Here is a 15,607-nt window from a genome sequence, read left to right as displayed (position 1 = left end):
GGTCGGTGGGTCCGGCTCAGCGCAGCCGGGGCAGCACCTCGCGCTGGTAGAGGTCGAACAGGCCCTGGTAGTGCGGGCCGGTGTTGGCGACGTAGACCTCGTCGAAGCCGGCCTTGGCGTACTTGTCGATCATCTCCAGGTGCGCGTCGACGCTGTTGCCGCAGACGAACGCCTCCTTGACCATCTCCGGCTTGACCAGCTCGGCGGCCTGCTCGAAGTGCCGCGGCGACGGCAGCACCTGGGACAGCTCGCCCGGCACCCCGGCGTTCGGCCAGCGCTCGTAGGCGATGCGGACGCCCTCGTCCTCGCTGTCGGCGTACGCCGCCTTGAAGCCGGCCTGGCACGGCTTGTCGCCGCCGCCGTTCTCGCGGAAGCGCCGGACCATGTCGCCGTCGGGCATGGTGCTCACGTAGCCGTCGCCGATCCGGGCGGCCAGGTCGATGGACTTCGGGCCGAAGCCGGAGACGTAGATCGACGGTGGCGTGTCGGGCAGGGTGTAGATCCGGGCGTTCTCCACTGTGTAGTGCTTGCCGCGGTGGTTGACGAAGCCGCCGCCCCACAGCTTGCGCAGCACCTCGACGGCCTCCTCGAGCATCTCCAGCCGGACGTCGGCCTGCGGCCAGGCGTCGCCGAAGATGTGCTCGTTGAGGGCCTCGCCGGTGCCGACGCCGAGCACGAAACGCCCGCCGTGCAGCACCGCGCTCGTCGCCGCCGCCTGGGCGATCACGGCCGGGTGGATCCGCACCGTCGGGCAGGTCACGGCGGTGGTCACCGGTAGCGAGCAGACCTGGCTGAGCGCGCCGATCATCGACCAGACGAACGGGCTCTGGCCCTGTGCGTCCACCCAGGGGTGGTAGTGGTCGGAGATCCACAGCGCCTCGAAGCCGGCTCGTTCGGCACCACGCGCCTGCTCCAGCAGTTCGGCCGGCGTGAACTCCTCACTGGACAGGAAATATCCGATCTTCATGGCTCTCCCCTTCGGCGCGTGCCCTGCTGATGAGGAAGCCGTACCCAGGTCGCCGCCAGCCACACACGGCTCGCCGGGCCCGGATCGGTGCGGGGCCGGTCGCGCTCAGCGCCGGCCGAACATCGCCCGGATCGCGGCGAGCAGCAGCAGGGCGCCGACCACCAGGCCGAGCAGGCGTACGCCGGGGATGTCGGCCGGGCTCGTGGCGTCGGCAAGCAGGGCGGGGTCCATCCCCGCACTCTCCCGGGGAGCGGCCCGCCAGGCAACTGTAAGGTTTATTGACTATTGAATCGCCCGGTGTGACCATGGCATGACCGCCTGCCGGTGGCGGTGCGCCGAGGGCGCGTGAGAGATGGGGTACGGGGGCCGCATGAGCGAGCGCAACCAGTGGGTCGACGGGGGCGCACCGACGCCGGTGATCGACGCCGAGCGCCAGGAGGGGGTGGCGTGACCACACCCACCGGGCACCTCCCGGCCCTCGCCGCCGCCGTCCTCCAGCCCGGGTTCGTCGGCACCACCCCGCCACCCTGGGTGTGCCGTTGGCTCGGCGAGGGCCTCGGCTCGGTGGTGCTCTTCGCCCGCAACGTCGTCGACCCCGAGCAGGTCGCGGCGCTGACCGCGACGCTGCGCGCCGAGCGCCCGGACGTCATCGTGGCGATCGACGAGGAGGCCGGCGACGTCACCCGACTGGAGTCGGTCCACGGCAGCTCCCGGCCCGGCAACTTCGCCCTCGGGGTGGTCGACGACCCCGAGCTGACCGAGGCGGTCGCCCGGGACCTCGGCGTCGAGCTGGCCGCGGCGGGGGTCACCCTCAACTACGCCCCGGACGCCGACGTCAACTCCAACCCGGCGAACCCGGTGATCGGCGTCCGCTCGTTCGGCGCCGACCCGGCGTTGGTCGCGCGGCACACCGCCGCCTGGGTCCGCGGGCTCCAGGCCGGCGGCGTGGCGGCCTGCGCCAAGCACTTCCCCGGGCACGGCGACACCCGCGTCGACTCACACCACGACCTGCCCCGCATCACCGCCGACCGGGACCGGCTGGACACCTGCGAACTGGTCCCGTTCCAGGCCGCCGTCGCGGCCGGAGTGCAGGCGGTGATGACCGGCCACCTGCTGGTGCCCGCGCTCGATCCGCAGCTACCGGCCACCCTGAGTCACCGCATCCTGGGTGGGCTGCTCCGCGACGAGATGGGCTTCTCCGGGGTGGTGGTGACCGACGCCGTGGAGATGCGCGCGGTCGCCGACCGGTACGGCTTCGCCGGGGCGACGGTCCGCGCCCTCGCCGCCGGGGCCGACGCGATCTGCGTCGGCGGCGAACGTTCCGACGAGCAGGCTGCCCGCGAACTGCGCGATGCCATCGTGGCCGCTGTCGTCTCCGGTGAGCTGCCCGAGGAACGCCTCGCCGAGGCGGCCAAGCGCGTCGGCCAACTCGCCGCCTGGACGATGGCGGCGCGCGCCGCCGGACCGGCCGGAGCACGCGACGCCGCCGACGTCGGGCTCGTCGCCGCCCGTCGGGCCGTCCGGGTCACCGCCACCGACAGCGCGGCCGACGCGCTGCCGCTGACCCGTGCGGCGCACGTCGTCGAGTTCGAGCCGCTGCGCAACATCGCCATCGGCGCGGAGACCCCGTGGGGCATCGGCGCACCGCTGGGCGAGCTGCTGCCCGGCACGAGCACGGTCCGCTACGCCGAGGCCGACGTGCCGGCCGACCCGGGTGCCGGGGCGGGCGCCCGCCCGCTGGTGCTCGTGGTCCGGGACCTGCACCGGCACGACTGGATGGGCGCCGCCGTGCGACGGGCTCTCGCTGCCCGGCCGGACGCGGTGGTCGTCGAGCTGGGCGTGCCGGAGGTGGTCACCGGGGCGGTGCACCTGGCCACCCACGGTGCGACCCGGGCCAGTGGCCGGGCCGCCGCCGAGGTGCTGACCGGCGCCCGCTGAGCCCGCCTACGGCAGGTCGGCGACCAGATCGGCGTACTCGGGGTGCTTGTCGATGAACGCGGCCATGAACGAGCACTGCGGCACCACCGTGGCGCCCCGGGCGCGGACCTCGTCCAGGGTGCCCCGCATCAACGCCCCGCCCACGCCCCTGCCCTGGAAGCCGCGGTCCACCTCGGTGTGCGTGAAGACCAGCACTTCTCCGCGCATCACGTACGCGGTGAAGCCGGCAAACGCGTCGTCCACCAGGATCTCGAAGCGGTGCTTCGCCGGATTGTCCTCGACCAGGGTGCTCATCCGACCATTCTCCCCGCCCCGTCGACCACCGCGTCCAGTTCGCCGAGCAACCGGTCCACCTCGTCGGCGGTGTTGTAGTGGTAGATGCTCGCCCGCACAGCGCCGCCGCTGTCGCGCAGACCCATCAGTTGGAAGTACTCGTAGGCGTAGTAGTCGCCGACGGAGAGGCAGAACCCGGCGGCGCCCAACGCCTGCTGGGTGGCCGCCGGTGACATCCCGGCGACCCGGAACGACACCGTCGGGCAGCGCCGGGCCGGCGAGCCGTACACGGTGATCGCCGGCCGCTCCGCCAGCCCGGCGAGCAGCCGGTCCAGCAGCGCCTCCTCGTGCGCCTGGGCGGCGGCCAGCCCGGCGCGCAGTCGTGCCCGCCGGTCCCCGACCGCGTCCGGGTCCAGACCCGCCAGGTGGTCCACCGCCGCGGTCACGCCGGCCAGCAGGGGAAAGCTGGGAGTGCCGTACTCGAACCGGTCCGGCACGGCGTCGGAGGACGGCACCAGCTTCGCCGGGCGCAGCGCCGCCCACCGGGCCGGGTCGGCCACCATCGCCGCCAGGTGCGGTCCGGACCACTTGTACGCGCTGGTGACCAGCACGTCGGCGCCGAGGGAGGTCAGGTCGGTCGGCCCGTGCGGGACGGAGTGCACCCCGTCGACGCAGACAAGCGCGCCGACCGCGTGCGCGATCTTGGCGATCGCCGGCACGTCCGGCATGGTGCCGATGGCGTTGCTGCCGGCGGTCACCGCGACCAGCCGGGTCCGCTCGCCGACCAGGTCGGCGTACTGTGCTGCGGGCAGTTCGCCGGTGTGCCTGTCGACCTCGGCCCAGCGCACCGTCGCCCCGGCCGCCTCGGCGGCCTGCACCCACGGCCGGACGTTCGCGTCGTGGTCGAGCCGGGAGACCACCACCTCGTCACCGGGGCGCCAACCCGCGCCGAGCGTGCGCGCGAGGGTGTACGTCAGCGCGGTGGCGCTCGGGCCGAGCACCACCCCGGCCGGGTCGGCGCCGAGCAGGTCGGCCACTGCCGCGCGGGCCTCGGCCACCAACTCCAACGACCGGCGACCCGGCACGTTGGCGGCACTGCGGTTGCCGACCGCCGTCCGCATGGCGTCGGTGACCGCGTCGATCACACCGATGGCGGTCTGGGTGCCCCCGGCCCCGTCGAAGTGCACGAAACCCTCGGTCAGGGCGGGGTAGGCGGCCCGGGTGCGGGCGATGTCGAAGGGCATGTCCCGGACCCTAGCCGGTGCTCCCGGTGCCCCGGTCGGCCGGCGGGTGGATCACCAACGGGCGGGGGCGTCGCGAACGTCTCGTACCCTTGGCGAGGTGACGAACCGACCCGCCACCATGCCCATTCCCCCCGTCCGCCGCGCCGCCGGTCTCTTCGCCGGTCTGGCGCTCGGCCTCGCCGTGCTCGCCGGGTGCAGCTCCCAGGGTGCCTCCACCGACTGCGGGCTGGACGCCTGCACCGTCACCTTCGAGCGGGGTGTCGACGCGAGCACCACCATCCTGGGAGTCGAGGCCAAACTGGTCGGCGCCGAGGGCGACCAGGTGACCGTCGAGGTCGCCGGGGAGCAGCTCAGCCTCACCATGGGGCAGCAGGCTGCCGAGGCGGGCGGCTTCGCGGTCACCCTGGACAGCGTCACCGACCAGCAGGTCAAGATCCGCGTATCCCGCAACCCGGGTAGCTGACCTGGGCGGGCGGCGGTGGCCGACGTTTGGGGATCTTCAGAATCGGAGATTGTGACGCCATGTCACTCACCCGTAGCGCCGAAGCCACCGCCTCCCGCACGGCGGACAGCCGGTGGCTGGAATTCCTCGCCCGGGCCGGCTTCATCGGCTACGGCATCGTCCACCTGCTCTTCGCCTGGTTGGCGTTGCAGATCGCGTTCGGCACGTCGTCCGACGACGGTGACCAGTCCGGCGCGCTGCGTACCCTCTCCGAACAGCCCCTGGGCAGGTTCCTGGTCATCGCCACCGCTGTCGGCCTGCTCGCGATGGCGATCTGGCAGGCGCTGGAGGCGGCGGTCGGGCACCGCGCCGAGCGCGGCAGGGAACGCGTCACCGAACGGCTCGCCTCGGCCGGCCGGACCATCGTCTACCTCTACTTCGCCTGGACCGCCTTCAAGGTCTTCAAGGATGTCGGGTCGAACAGCGCCGACCAGCAGGAGGCGTTGACCGGCAAGCTGATGACCTCCAGCGGTGGCCGCTGGCTTGTCGGCCTGGCCGGGCTGGTGCTCGCCGCGATCGGTGTCGGCCTGGTCATCTACGGGGCGGTCAAGCGGTTCGAGAAGCACCTGAAGACCGGCGAGATGAGCCCGAAGACCCGTACGCTGGCCCGCCGGCTGGGCATGGCCGGATACATCGCCAAGGGCGTCGCGTACGGCATCGCCGGTCTGCTGGTCATCGTGGCAGCGGTGAACTACGACCCGGAGAAGGCCCGTGGTCTGGACGCCGCCCTGCACGCGCTGCGCGAGCAGTCGTACGGCGTGTTCCTGCTGACCCTGGTCGCCCTGGGCATCGCCGCCTTCGGCGTCTTCTGCTTCCTCCAGTCCCGGTACCGCAAGGTCTGAGCTGGTCGATACGCGGGCCGTCGGGCACTCTTGGGCTTTTGCCCGGAGTGCCCGACGCCTTTGTCGAAGGGAAGCATCGAAGCCGTGCAGAACTATCTCGAAACGGCCGTCGCCGCGCTCGTCGCGGCGGCGGTCGCCCTGTTCCTGGTCGAGGTCGTCCACCGACTCACCCGGCGGTTCGGCCGCCGGTCACTGCTGTTGACCGAGTTGACCGACCACGCGCACCGCCCGTTCCAGGTCGCCGGCGTGGTCGTCGCCGTGCAGTTCGCCGTCCGCTTCAGCACCGGGTACGCGGTCGGCGAGAGCTGGCGGCGACTGCTGCTGCACCTGCTCGTCCTGGCCGTGATCGCCACCGCCGCCTGGCTGGTCGCCGCGCTGCTCGTCGTCGTCGAGGACACCGCGCTGGCCCGGTTCCGGGTCGACGTGCCCGACAACCGGCACGCCCGGCGGGTCCGGACCCAGGTGGTGATGCTGCGTCGCCTCACCATCGCGGTGATCGTCATCCTGACCGTGGGCGTGATGCTGATGACCTTCCCGAGCGTGCGTGGCATCGGCGCCGGTGTGCTGACCTCGGCCGGCGTGGTCGGTGTGGTGGCCGCGCTCGCCGCGCAGAGCCTGCTCGGCAACGTCTTCGCCGGCCTTCAGCTCGCCTTCAGCGACGCCGTCCGGCTCGACGACGTGGTCGTCGTCGAGGGGGAGTGGGGTCGGATCGAGGAGCTGACCCTCAGCTACGTCGTGGTGCAGATCTGGGACGACCGCAGGTTGATCCTTCCCACCTCGTACTTCACGAGCAAGCCGTTCCAGAACTGGACCCGGACCGAGTCGGCGGTGCTCGGCACCGCCGAGTTCGACGTGGACTGGGCGGTGCCGGTGCAGACCATGCGCGAGGAGCTACGCCGCCTGGTCGAGGGCACCGAGCTGTGGGACGGGCGGGTCTGCGTCCTGCAGGTCACCGACGCCACCGGCGGGATGGTTCGGCTGCGGGCTCTGGTCAGCGCCGCCGACGCGGGCAGCCTGTGGGACCTGCGCTGCCTCGTCCGGGAGCACCTGGTGGCCTGGATCCGGGACAACCGTCCGACGGCCATGCCCCGGGTCCGCACCGAGCTGGGCGACGCCAGCAGCAACCTGCCCTGGCAGTGGGTGCAGCCGAGGCGCCCGGCGCGCCGCCCGTCCGAGACCGAGGCCCCCGACGACGCCCGCGTCTTCGGCGGCAGCGACGACGGCGACGCCCGCAGCGAGGCCTTCGTGGGCCCCGAAGAAGCCCGGACCTGATCCTGCGAGGTTTGGTCGGGCTTGGGCGGGGGATGTGCTGCCGGACGTCTCTGGCGTGATCGGTCGAGCCGACTCTTCGGCGCGGCGTCCGGACAACGGGAACGGTGGGCCGCTCGTCGCGTTTTAGGATTGACGGGCGGCAACTCCGGGCATACAGCGCGGTGATAGGGAAAGGAGGACAGCATGGCTGACGTGGCGAACGCCCGCACATCCCACAACGGGAGCGAGCCCTCCACCGCCGAGTTGGTGCAGCGGGCCACCGAGCAGGTCTCCCGTCTGGTACGGGACGAACTGGCGCTGGCCCGGGCGGAGTTGACCCAGAAGGGCAAGCACGCCGGCATCGGGATCGGCCTGTTCGGCGGCGGTGGCGCGCTGGCGTTCTTCGGCCTGGGCGCGCTCGTCGCCACGGCCATCCTGCTGCTCGACCTGGTGCTGCCCGCCTGGGCCGCCGCGCTGATCGTGGCGGTGGCCTGCTTCCTGGTGGCCGGCATTCTCGCCCTGGTGGGCAAGAAGCAGGTCAGTCGGGCCGTCCCGCCGGTGCCGGCGGCCACGGTGCGCAGCCTCCGCGCCGACATGGACACCGTCACCGCCGCGGTGAAGGACAGGGGGCGGCAATGACGGGCAACGGGACCGGTGACACGGAGGCTCTCCGCGAGGAGATCCGTCGTACCCGGGTCGAGCTGGGCGAGACGATGGAGGCGTTGGCCGCCAAGGCCGACGTCAAGGCCCGCCTGAAGGAGTCCGCCGAGCAGGCGAAGCAGCGGATGCGCGAGCAGGCGGCGCAGACCGTCGCCCGGGTCCGCGGGCAGGCCGTGCGGGGCGCCGGGATGGCGCGGGCGCAGGCCTACGAGAAGGGCGGGTTGGTGCGCGCGCAGGCGCACGACAAGGGTGAGTTGGTGCGCCGCAACCCGGTGCCGTGGGCGGCCATCGCGGCCGGTGCGGTGGCTACCGTGGTGGTGCTGATGATCGTGCGGGGGAGGCGTAGGTGAGCAGGAGTATCGGCAGGGTCGCGTACCGGCCGGTCGGCGTGTTGTTGGGTATCGCCGCGGGTGCGGCGGCCGGGGCGATCTTCCGGCAGGTCTGGAAGATCACCGCGGGCGACGGTGAGGCGCCCAACGCCACCGACGAGGACCGCGGCTGGGGCGAGATCCTGGCCGCCGCGGCGTTGCAGGGGGCCATCTTCGCGGTCGTCCGGGCCGCTGTGGACCGGGGCGGCGCGGTCGGTGTCCGCCGGATGACCGGCAACTGGCCGGACTGACCCCGGCGACGTCAGCCCTCTTCCCCGCATCGATGGGAAGGGGGCTTTCGCATGGCTTCGGACGCCGCCCAGCGGAACTGAGGCATCCGTCAGGTCACATGTCGGAGAAATTCGTCGGAGAGGTCGTGACAGACTTTTTGCCTCCGTGATTTGCTGGTCCACGCTGTTGCGAGATGGCGTGGGTTGAGAGAAGTCTCCTTCGTGGGGCCGCCTCAGACGCCGCTGCTCGAAAACGGCCAATTGGCCGCACGGCGTGCACGGCCACCAGTTTTAGAAGGAGATACACATGGCTCAGGGAACCGTGAAGTGGTTCAACGCTGACAAGGGCTTCGGCTTCATCACCGTCGATGGTGGGGGTGCTGACGTGTTCGTCCACTTCTCGGCCATCCAGACCAGCGGCTACCGCTCGCTGGAGGAGAACCAGCGGGTGGAGTTCGAGATTGCACAGGGTCAGAAGGGCCCGCAGGCCGAGCAGGTCCGTCCCATCTGAGTGAGCTGGCCGGCTCCGGCCGGCCAGTGGGACGATTCGGTCAGGGTCGTTGCGAAGCCCCGTATCCCGTCCGGGATACGGGGCTTCGCCTTGGCTGGGCGGGCGCCAGTGTGGACCGGCGGGTCAGTTCCGGCGGCGCGAGCGCAGGCCGAGCCAGAGCACCACCAGCCCGGCCAACGCCACGAGCGGGCCGAGCACCGCCCAGATCTTCTCGTCGGTCATGACGCTGCCGCTGACGTAGCCGAGGCCCTGCACCGTCCACACCGCACCGATCACCACGGCCAACAGGCCGAGGGTGAGCGGAAGCCAGCCTCTCATCGCCATTCCTCTCCGCCGCCCGGAGCGGCACGCCGTCCTCCAGCATCGCCTGTCGGACGGCGCGACGCGAGCTTCCCGGGCGCGCCAGTCACCACCTGTCGTGCACCTGCGGGCGGATCAGCTCGTCGTAGATCTCGCGTACGGCGGCCAACTGGCCGTCGGTCAGCGGCGACAGGGCCGCCGTCTCGGCGTTGCGCCGGGCCTGCTCCGCGTCGCGGGCACCGGGGATGACGACTGTGACGCCCGGCTGGTCCAGCACCCAGCGCAGCGCGAACTGCGCCATCGTGCGGTCCGGGTCGACGAGTGGCGCGAGCCGGCGGACGGCGGCCAGGCCCCGCTCGTAGTCGACCCCGGAGAACGTCTCCCCGACGTCGAACGCCGCGCCGTGCCGGTTGTAGTTGCGGTGGTCGTCGGCGGGGAACTCGGTGTGCTCGTCGTACCGGCCGGAGAGCAGGCCGCTGGCGAGCGGCACCCGGGCGATGATGCCCACCCCGGCGGCGGCCGCGGCCGGAAGGACACGCTCCAGGGGCTTGTGGCGGACCGCGTTGAGGATGATCTGCACGCTCGCCACCCCCGGTCGGGCGATCGCGGTGAGAGCCTGGTCGCAGGTTTCGACGCTCACCCCGTACCCGGCGATGGCCTTCTCGGCGACGAGGGTGTCCAGGCCGTCGAAGACCTCGTCGGAGGAGAACACGGCGGTGGGCGGGCAGTGCAACTGGACCAGGTCCAGGGTGTCCATGCCCAGGTTGGCCCGGGACCGGTCGGTCCACTGTCGGAAGTTGTCGAGGGTGTACGCCTCCGATCGCTGCTCGACGCGGCGGCCCATCTTGGTGGCGACGGTCAGCCCGGCGTCGGGTCGGGTGCGCAGGAAGCGGCCGATCAGCTCCTCGCTGCGGCCGTCGCCGTACACGTCCGCGGTGTCGAGGAAGGTGACCCCGTCGTCCACGGCGGCGGCGAGCACCGCCATCGCGTCGGCCTCGCTGACGGTGCCCCAGTCTGCGCCGAGTTGCCAGGCGCCCAGGCCGACCGCTCCGACGGTCCGGCCGAGCCGGTTGAAGCTGCGCTGTTCCATGCCCCGAGCCTAGTGATCGGGTTGCCGGCCTGCCACGGGAGCCGTACGGTAGCAAGACGGACGTACGGTTTGGGAGGCAGTGATGTGGGATCCGACGACCTACCTGCGCTACGGCGACGAGCGATCCCGACCGTTCCACGACCTGGTCACGCGGATACCGGCCGACCGGCCCCGCGCGGTCGTCGACCTCGGCTGCGGCCCCGGCCACCTCACCGCCACCCTCGCCCAACGCTGGCCGACGAGCCGGGTGCGCGGCCTGGACTCCTCGCCCGACATGATCGACCGGGCCACCGCCCTCGGCGCTCCCGTCGACTTCGCCGTCGCCGACCTACGCGACTGGCGCCCCACCGGCGACGAGGACGTGGTGGTCAGCAACGCCGCGCTCCAGTGGGTCCCCGGCCACCAGGAGCTGCTGCGACGCTGGGCCGCCGAGCTGCCCGCCGGCGCGTGGCTCGCCATGCAGGTCCCCGGCAACTTCACCGCCGCCTCGCATCGCGCGTTGCGTCAGGTCGCCGACGAGCCGGCCTGGCGGGCCGAGATCGCCCCGCTGCTGCGCGCCGACCCGGTCGACGACCCGGCCGACTACGCGGCCCTGCTGACCGCCGCGGGCTGCGCCGTGGACGCCTGGGAGACTACCTACGTGCACCTGCTGCCCGCCCGGCCCGCCGCCGACCACCCGGTGCTGGCCTGGATGGAAGGCACCGCGCTGCGTCCGGTCCGGGCCGCGCTGGACGCCGCCGGCTGGTCGGCCTTCCGGGCCGAGCTGGGGGTACGCCTCGCCGCCGCGTACCCGGTCCGGCAGGGTCAGGTGTACTTCCCGTTCCGCCGCATCTTCGTCGTCGCCCGCACCGGCGACCATGCAGAGGAGAGTTCGTGACCGACCCGTCCGCCTTCATCGCCGGCCTGCCCAAGGTGGAGCTGCACGTGCACCACGTCGGCTCCGCCTCGCCCCGGATCGTCGCCGAGCTGGCCGCCCGCCACGAGGGACGCACCCCCGTACCGGCCGCCCCGGAGGCGCTCGCCGCCTACTTCGAGTTCCGCGACTTCGCACACTTCATCGAGGTCTACCTGAGCGTCGTGGACCTCATCCGCGACCCGGAGGACGTCTGGATCCTCACCCACGAGGTGGCCCGGGAGCTGGCCCGCCAACAGGTCCGGTACGCGGAACTGACGATCACCCCGTACTCGCACGTGCGCCGGGGCATCCCCGCGCCGGCGTTCTGCGAGGCGATCGAGGACGCCCGCAAGCGCGCGGCGGCCGACTTCGGCATCGAGCTGCGCTGGTGCTTCGACATCCCCGGCGAGGCGGGCCTGCCCGCGGCCGAGGAGACACTGCGCATCGCCCTCGCGGAGCGCCCGGACGGGCTGGTCAGCTTCGGGTTGGGTGGGCCGGAGATCGGCGTGCCCCGGCCGCAGTTCCGGCCCTACTTCGACCAGGCCCGCGCCGCCGGGCTGCGCTCGGTGCCGCACGCGGGAGAGACCACCGGGCCGCAGACCGTCTGGGACGCGCTGAACGAGCTGGGCGCCGAGCGGATCGGGCACGGCATCTCCGCCGCGCAGGACCCGGAGCTGCTCGCCCACCTGGCCGAGCGGCAGATCGGAATGGAGATCTGCCCGACGTCGAACGTCCGGACCCGGGCGGTGGCCAACCTCGACGAGCACCCACTGCCCCGGCTGGTCGAGGCCGGGCTGCTGGTCACCATCAACTCCGACGACCCGCCGATGTTCGGCACCACCCTCAACGACGAGTACGCGGTGGCGGCCCGCCTGCTCGGGATCGGTCCCGAGGGTCTGGCCGGGCTGGCCCGCAACGCGGTGACCGCGTCCTTCCTCGACTCCGACGGCAAGCAGCGGATCGCGGCCGAGATCGACGCGTACCTGGCCGCCGCCGGCTGACGGGCCCGTCGCGGCTGACGGCGGCGGGAGCGGGGCGCGCGGCGGGAGCGTGGGTGTGGGGGGACCTGTGACTCCCGCCGCGCGCGCGGCTTCACCGGTCGCGGGTGCGCGTAGGCGCTCGGCCGGTGAAACTGGTGGGTTCGTGTTCTGATCCTGTCAGCTCACGGCAGGTCAGTCCCGGTCGTTAACCGCGATCTAAGGAAGACTTGCGACGGCCCACAACCCGCTCAGTCGTCGGTGGGGCGCTGGCGCGGCCAGCGCCGTCCGGCGGCCTTGGTGTCCCGGGCGTCGCGTGCCATCCGCCCGACCAGACCGAAGCGGCTGACCTGCCGCGGCGTCGCCTCCGGATCGGCGAGGAGCATCACCACGCTGGCCCCGCCCAACCGGGCGCGGTCGATGCTCACCGATCCGTTGGCCTGCAACGCCACCCGCTTGGCGATGTCCAGGCCGAGCCCGGTCGAGCCCTGGTCACTGGTGCCCCGGCGCAGCGCCCGGTCCGGGTTGGCGATGCCGGGGCCGGCATCGTCGATCCGGATCGCCACATAACCGTCGCGCCGGGACACGGCCACCTCGAACGCGGTGCCCTGCGGGGTGTAACGGAAGACGTTGCCGATCACCGCGTCCAGCGCGGCCGCCAACTCGGCCCGGGGCACCGGCGCGGGGATGCGCAGTTGCGCGCCGTTCACCCGGTGTGGCCGGTTCTGGTCGCCGGCCAGCGCCGCCCAGAACACCATCCGGTCCCGGACCACCTCGCTGACGTCACACATCGCCGGCCCGGCCTCGAGCGCCACCGACTTGCGGGTCGTCTTGATCAGCACGTCGATCTCACCCTCCAGGGTGACGATCGCCTGCCGGATCCGCCGGATGCCGCGAAGCCGGTCCAACTCCGCCGGGCTGAACGAACCCACGCTCGTGTCGTCGGACTCCAACGCCTCCGCGTCCAACCGCAGCACTGTCAACGGGGTACGCAGACGATGCGACAGGTCCGCCACCAGCTCCCGCTCGTCGGTGCGGGCCGCGTCCAGCCGGTCGGCCATCCGGTTGAAGGCGTACCCGGCCTCGGCCAGCTCGCGCGGCCCGGTCGGCTCGACGCGTACGCCCAGGTCGCCGTCGCCGATGGAGAGGGCGGCCTTGACCAGACCCCGGGTCGAGTCCACCGCGCGGGCGGCGACCCGGTCGACCACCAGCACCGCCGCGCCGGCCATCGCCGCGCCGACCGCGAACAGCAGCAGCCAGGTGCCACCGGCGCCCTCGCCCAGCGTCGAGTCCGGGAGGAACACCTCGACCACTGCCGTGCGGTCACCGAGGACGACCGGATCGAGCCGGACCACGCCCCCGTCCACGTCGACGACCCGCGACCGCCGGTCGGCACGAGCCCGGTCCAGGTCGCCGCCGGTGGCCCGACCTGCGGATTCGTCCAGGCCCAGACCGTGCACCACGGGACGGGCCGGCGCGCCCTCGGCGCTCGCCACCACGGCCCGCTCGACGACCGTGGGGTCGGTGCTCACCGCAAGCGCGCCGGTGACCAGGGCGCTGCGTCGGGCCGCGTCGGCGATCGCCTCGTCCCGGCTCTGCTCACGCAGGCTGAGGCCGAGAGGGATCAGGAACGCGAGCGCGACGAGGCTGCACATGCCGGCCGTGAGCAGGGCCAGCGCCGTCCTCAGTCCGGTGCCACCAGCCGGAATCCGACCCCCCGCACGGTGCGCAGGTAGCGCGGCTTCGCCGCGGACTCGCCCATCTTTCTGCGGAGCCAGTACAGGTGAACGTCGATGGTCTGATCCTCGCCGACCGATGGCTGCCGCCATACCTCCTCCAAGAGTTCCCGGCGGGACACTACCCGCCCGGGTCGTGCGGCGAGATAGGCCAGCAGGTCGAATTCCTTGCGGGTCAGCGCCAGCGGCTCCCCGTCGAGCTGGGCGCTGCGCTCGCCCACGTCCACCCGGAGGCCGCCGACGCTGTGCACCGCCGGCTGCACCGTCCGGCTGGCCCGTCCGGCCCGCCGCAGCACGGTGGTGATCCGCGCGTCCAGGTGCGCCCCGGTGAACGGCTTGACCATGTAGTCGTCGGCGCCGGCGCGCAGCAGTTTGACCACCGACTGCTCGTCGTCACGGGCGGTCGCGATGATGATCGGAACGTCGGTGATGCCGCGCAGCATCCGCAGCGCGTCCGAGCCGTCCAGGTCGGGCAGGCCGAGGTCCAGCACCACCAGGTCGGGTGTCTCCGCGGCGACCCGACGCAGGGCGTCCAACGCCGTGCCCACGGCGTGCACGGCGTGCCCCCGGTCGGTGAGGGACCGCAGCATCGCGCCGCGTACGACGTGATCGTCTTCGACCAGGAGCACGGAGGCCACGACAAGACCGTACTTGGCCTGGCAAGTTGATCGCATTGCGACGTGCCTGGCGAGGGGGCAAGCTGGTACGACGATGTCGTTCACCCTGTTCGTCGATGCCCGTCTGGCGCTCGCCCGGGACAGCCTCGCCGGTCTCTCCACCGGCGACGCGCTCGGCGCGCGGTACTTCCTGCCCGGGGCCGCGCCCCCGGATCTCACAGCGGGAGCGCTGCCGCCGGCTCCCTGGGAGTGGACCGACGACACCGAGATGGCCTGCTCGGTCCTCGCCGAGTTGGTCGAGTCCGGCGGCGTCGACCCCGACCGGCTGGCCCTGGCCTTCGCCGAGCGGTGCGCTCCGCGCCGGGGCTACGGCGCTGGCGCGCTGGCGATCCTGCGGTTGATCCGTACCGGCACCCCCTGGCCGCTGGCCGCCGCTTCCGCCTTCGACGGTCAGGGCTCCTGCGGCAACGGCGCGGCGATGCGGGTCGGCCCGCTGGGCGCGTACTTCGCCGACTCGACCGCCCGTGCCGCGGCGCAGGCCCGCGCCTCGGCCGAGGTGACCCACGCGCACCCGGAGGGGATCGCCGGCGCCGTCGCGGTGGCCGTGGCCGCCGCGCTCGCCGCCCGCGCCCGCCTCGACGGGCACCGGCCGGCTCCGGAGCGCCTGCTCGCCGGGATCGCCGCCGCGCTCGACCCGGGCACCGAGGTGCACCGGAGCGTGAGCCGGGCGGCCGGGCTGCTCGGCCGACCGGTGGACCGGGTGGTGGCGGCACTGGGCAACGGCTCCCGGGTGACCGCCCAGGACACCGTCGGGTTCACCCTCTGGGTGGCCGCCACCCACCTCGACGACTATCCGGCGGCGATCCGGAGGTGCGTCCAGGCCGGCGGTGACACGGACACCACGGCCGCCATCGTCGGAGCGATCGTGGCCGCGTACACGGGTGTCGGCACCCCCGGCGGCGTGCCCGAGTCGTGGCTGGCCGCCCGCGAGCCGTTACCCACCTGGCTCCCCTGACCCTGCGGACTGCCGCCCTGCGCTGGCCGCCCGGCGCTGGCCGCCCGGCGCTGGCCGCCCTGCGCTGGCCGCCCTGCGCTGGCCGCCCTGCGCTGGCCGAAGGCGTCCCGCTCGCTGTCGCTCAGCGCCGGAATGTCCGGCACCACCCGGTGCGGCGCGACGTGCACCTCGAACGGCCAGCGGGCAGCCGC

At 72.9% G+C, this 15,607-nt stretch carries 19 protein-coding genes; 11 read left to right on the top strand and 8 right to left on the bottom strand.

The features are described from left to right. Window positions 1-16: 16 nt before the first annotated feature. Together AB0F61_RS03130 and AB0F61_RS03125 are read right to left on the bottom strand one after the other, a co-directional pair. The gene (locus AB0F61_RS03130; RefSeq protein WP_357802776.1) at window positions 17-967 is read right to left on the bottom strand and encodes a TIGR03557 family F420-dependent LLM class oxidoreductase; all 951 of its coding nucleotides are present in this window, start codon (window positions 965-967) and stop codon (window positions 17-19) included. 105 nt (window positions 968-1,072) lie between these two features. Then, window positions 1,073-1,198 carry a hypothetical protein gene (locus tag AB0F61_RS03125; protein ID WP_255421242.1) on the bottom strand — a complete coding sequence of 42 codons (126 nt, stop codon included), beginning with the start codon at window positions 1,196-1,198 and terminating at the stop codon, window positions 1,073-1,075. A gap of 216 nt (window positions 1,199-1,414) precedes the next feature. On the opposite strand from AB0F61_RS03125, the gene AB0F61_RS03120 reads away from it, so the two are divergent. Then, window positions 1,415-2,905 carry a glycoside hydrolase family 3 N-terminal domain-containing protein gene (locus AB0F61_RS03120; protein WP_357802774.1) on the top strand — a complete coding sequence of 497 codons (1,491 nt, stop codon included), beginning with the start codon at window positions 1,415-1,417 and terminating at the stop codon, window positions 2,903-2,905. 6 nt (window positions 2,906-2,911) lie between these two features. On the opposite strand, the gene AB0F61_RS03115 is transcribed toward AB0F61_RS03120, so the two are convergent. Next, a complete protein-coding gene (locus tag AB0F61_RS03115) occupies window positions 2,912-3,199 on the bottom strand; it encodes a GNAT family N-acetyltransferase (protein WP_357802772.1) in 288 nt (95 codons plus the stop codon). After that, the gene (locus AB0F61_RS03110; protein WP_357802770.1) at window positions 3,196-4,422 is read right to left on the bottom strand and encodes a cysteine desulfurase-like protein; all 1,227 of its coding nucleotides are present in this window, start codon (window positions 4,420-4,422) and stop codon (window positions 3,196-3,198) included. The genes AB0F61_RS03115 and AB0F61_RS03110 overlap by 4 nt, the downstream gene beginning before the upstream one ends. Before the next feature lie 118 nt (window positions 4,423-4,540). Between AB0F61_RS03110 and AB0F61_RS03105 the strand changes: the two genes are divergently transcribed. The 7 genes from AB0F61_RS03105 (at window position 4,541) to AB0F61_RS03075 (ending at window position 8,786) form a co-directional block, all read left to right on the top strand. Continuing rightward, window positions 4,541-4,885 (top strand): hypothetical protein, encoded by a 345-nt coding sequence (locus tag AB0F61_RS03105; protein WP_357803208.1) that lies wholly within the window; start codon window positions 4,541-4,543, stop codon window positions 4,883-4,885. Window positions 4,886-4,944: 59 nt separating this feature from the next. Further along, complete coding sequence (locus AB0F61_RS03100; RefSeq protein WP_357802768.1) at window positions 4,945-5,766, top strand: DUF1206 domain-containing protein; 822 nt, start codon at window positions 4,945-4,947, stop codon at window positions 5,764-5,766. A gap of 84 nt (window positions 5,767-5,850) precedes the next feature. Further along, complete coding sequence (locus AB0F61_RS03095) at window positions 5,851-7,038, top strand: mechanosensitive ion channel family protein (protein ID WP_357802766.1); 1,188 nt, start codon at window positions 5,851-5,853, stop codon at window positions 7,036-7,038. A gap of 183 nt (window positions 7,039-7,221) precedes the next feature. Beyond that, window positions 7,222-7,656, top strand: a complete 435-nt coding sequence (locus AB0F61_RS03090) for a phage holin family protein (protein WP_354888048.1) — start codon at window positions 7,222-7,224, stop codon at window positions 7,654-7,656. After that, window positions 7,653-8,027 (top strand): DUF3618 domain-containing protein, encoded by a 375-nt coding sequence (locus AB0F61_RS03085; protein WP_357802764.1) that lies wholly within the window; start codon window positions 7,653-7,655, stop codon window positions 8,025-8,027. The genes AB0F61_RS03090 and AB0F61_RS03085 overlap by 4 nt, the downstream gene beginning before the upstream one ends. Beyond that, window positions 8,024-8,296: a DUF4235 domain-containing protein gene (locus AB0F61_RS03080; RefSeq protein WP_357802762.1), complete on the top strand. Its 273-nt coding sequence runs from the start codon at window positions 8,024-8,026 to the stop codon at window positions 8,294-8,296. Before AB0F61_RS03085 ends, AB0F61_RS03080 begins: the two co-directional genes overlap by 4 nt. Window positions 8,297-8,582: 286 nt before the next feature. Continuing rightward, a complete protein-coding gene (locus AB0F61_RS03075; RefSeq protein WP_030338233.1) occupies window positions 8,583-8,786 on the top strand; it encodes a cold-shock protein in 204 nt (67 codons plus the stop codon). Window positions 8,787-8,909: 123 nt separating this feature from the next. Here AB0F61_RS03075 and AB0F61_RS03070 read toward each other — a convergent pair whose 3' ends face one another. Both AB0F61_RS03070 and AB0F61_RS03065 read right to left on the bottom strand, forming a co-directional pair. After that, window positions 8,910-9,104, bottom strand: coding sequence for a hypothetical protein (locus tag AB0F61_RS03070; RefSeq protein ID WP_357802761.1), 195 nt, complete (start codon window positions 9,102-9,104; stop codon window positions 8,910-8,912). Window positions 9,105-9,192: 88 nt separating this feature from the next. Beyond that, window positions 9,193-10,176: an aldo/keto reductase gene (locus AB0F61_RS03065; RefSeq protein WP_357802760.1), complete on the bottom strand. Its 984-nt coding sequence runs from the start codon at window positions 10,174-10,176 to the stop codon at window positions 9,193-9,195. Window positions 10,177-10,258: 82 nt separating this feature from the next. On the opposite strand from AB0F61_RS03065, the gene AB0F61_RS03060 reads away from it, so the two are divergent. Next, window positions 10,259-11,053: a trans-aconitate 2-methyltransferase gene (locus AB0F61_RS03060; RefSeq protein ID WP_357802758.1), complete on the top strand. Its 795-nt coding sequence runs from the start codon at window positions 10,259-10,261 to the stop codon at window positions 11,051-11,053. Further along, complete coding sequence (locus AB0F61_RS03055; protein ID WP_357802757.1) at window positions 11,050-12,072, top strand: adenosine deaminase; 1,023 nt, start codon at window positions 11,050-11,052, stop codon at window positions 12,070-12,072. The genes AB0F61_RS03060 and AB0F61_RS03055 overlap by 4 nt, the downstream gene beginning before the upstream one ends. 227 nt (window positions 12,073-12,299) lie before the next feature. On the opposite strand, the gene AB0F61_RS03050 is transcribed toward AB0F61_RS03055, so the two are convergent. Together AB0F61_RS03050 and AB0F61_RS03045 are read right to left on the bottom strand one after the other, a co-directional pair. Next, window positions 12,300-13,703, bottom strand: a complete 1,404-nt coding sequence (locus tag AB0F61_RS03050; RefSeq protein ID WP_357802755.1) for a HAMP domain-containing sensor histidine kinase — start codon at window positions 13,701-13,703, stop codon at window positions 12,300-12,302. A 29-nt stretch (window positions 13,704-13,732) separates the two neighbouring features. Continuing rightward, a complete protein-coding gene (locus AB0F61_RS03045; RefSeq protein ID WP_030489108.1) occupies window positions 13,733-14,422 on the bottom strand; it encodes a response regulator transcription factor in 690 nt (229 codons plus the stop codon). Between the two features lie 73 nt (window positions 14,423-14,495). Between AB0F61_RS03045 and AB0F61_RS03040 the strand changes: the two genes are divergently transcribed. Continuing rightward, window positions 14,496-15,416 (top strand): ADP-ribosylglycohydrolase family protein, encoded by a 921-nt coding sequence (locus tag AB0F61_RS03040; RefSeq protein ID WP_357802752.1) that lies wholly within the window; start codon window positions 14,496-14,498, stop codon window positions 15,414-15,416. The last annotated feature ends 191 nt before the right edge of the window (window positions 15,417-15,607 follow it).

Origin of the sequence: Micromonospora sp. NPDC023888, from assembly GCF_040639415.1 — a bacterium.
Lineage (GTDB): Bacteria > Actinomycetota > Actinomycetes > Mycobacteriales > Micromonosporaceae > Micromonospora.
The sequence above is the reverse complement of the archived record's forward strand: the minus strand, read 5'-3'. Positions and strand labels throughout refer to the sequence as shown.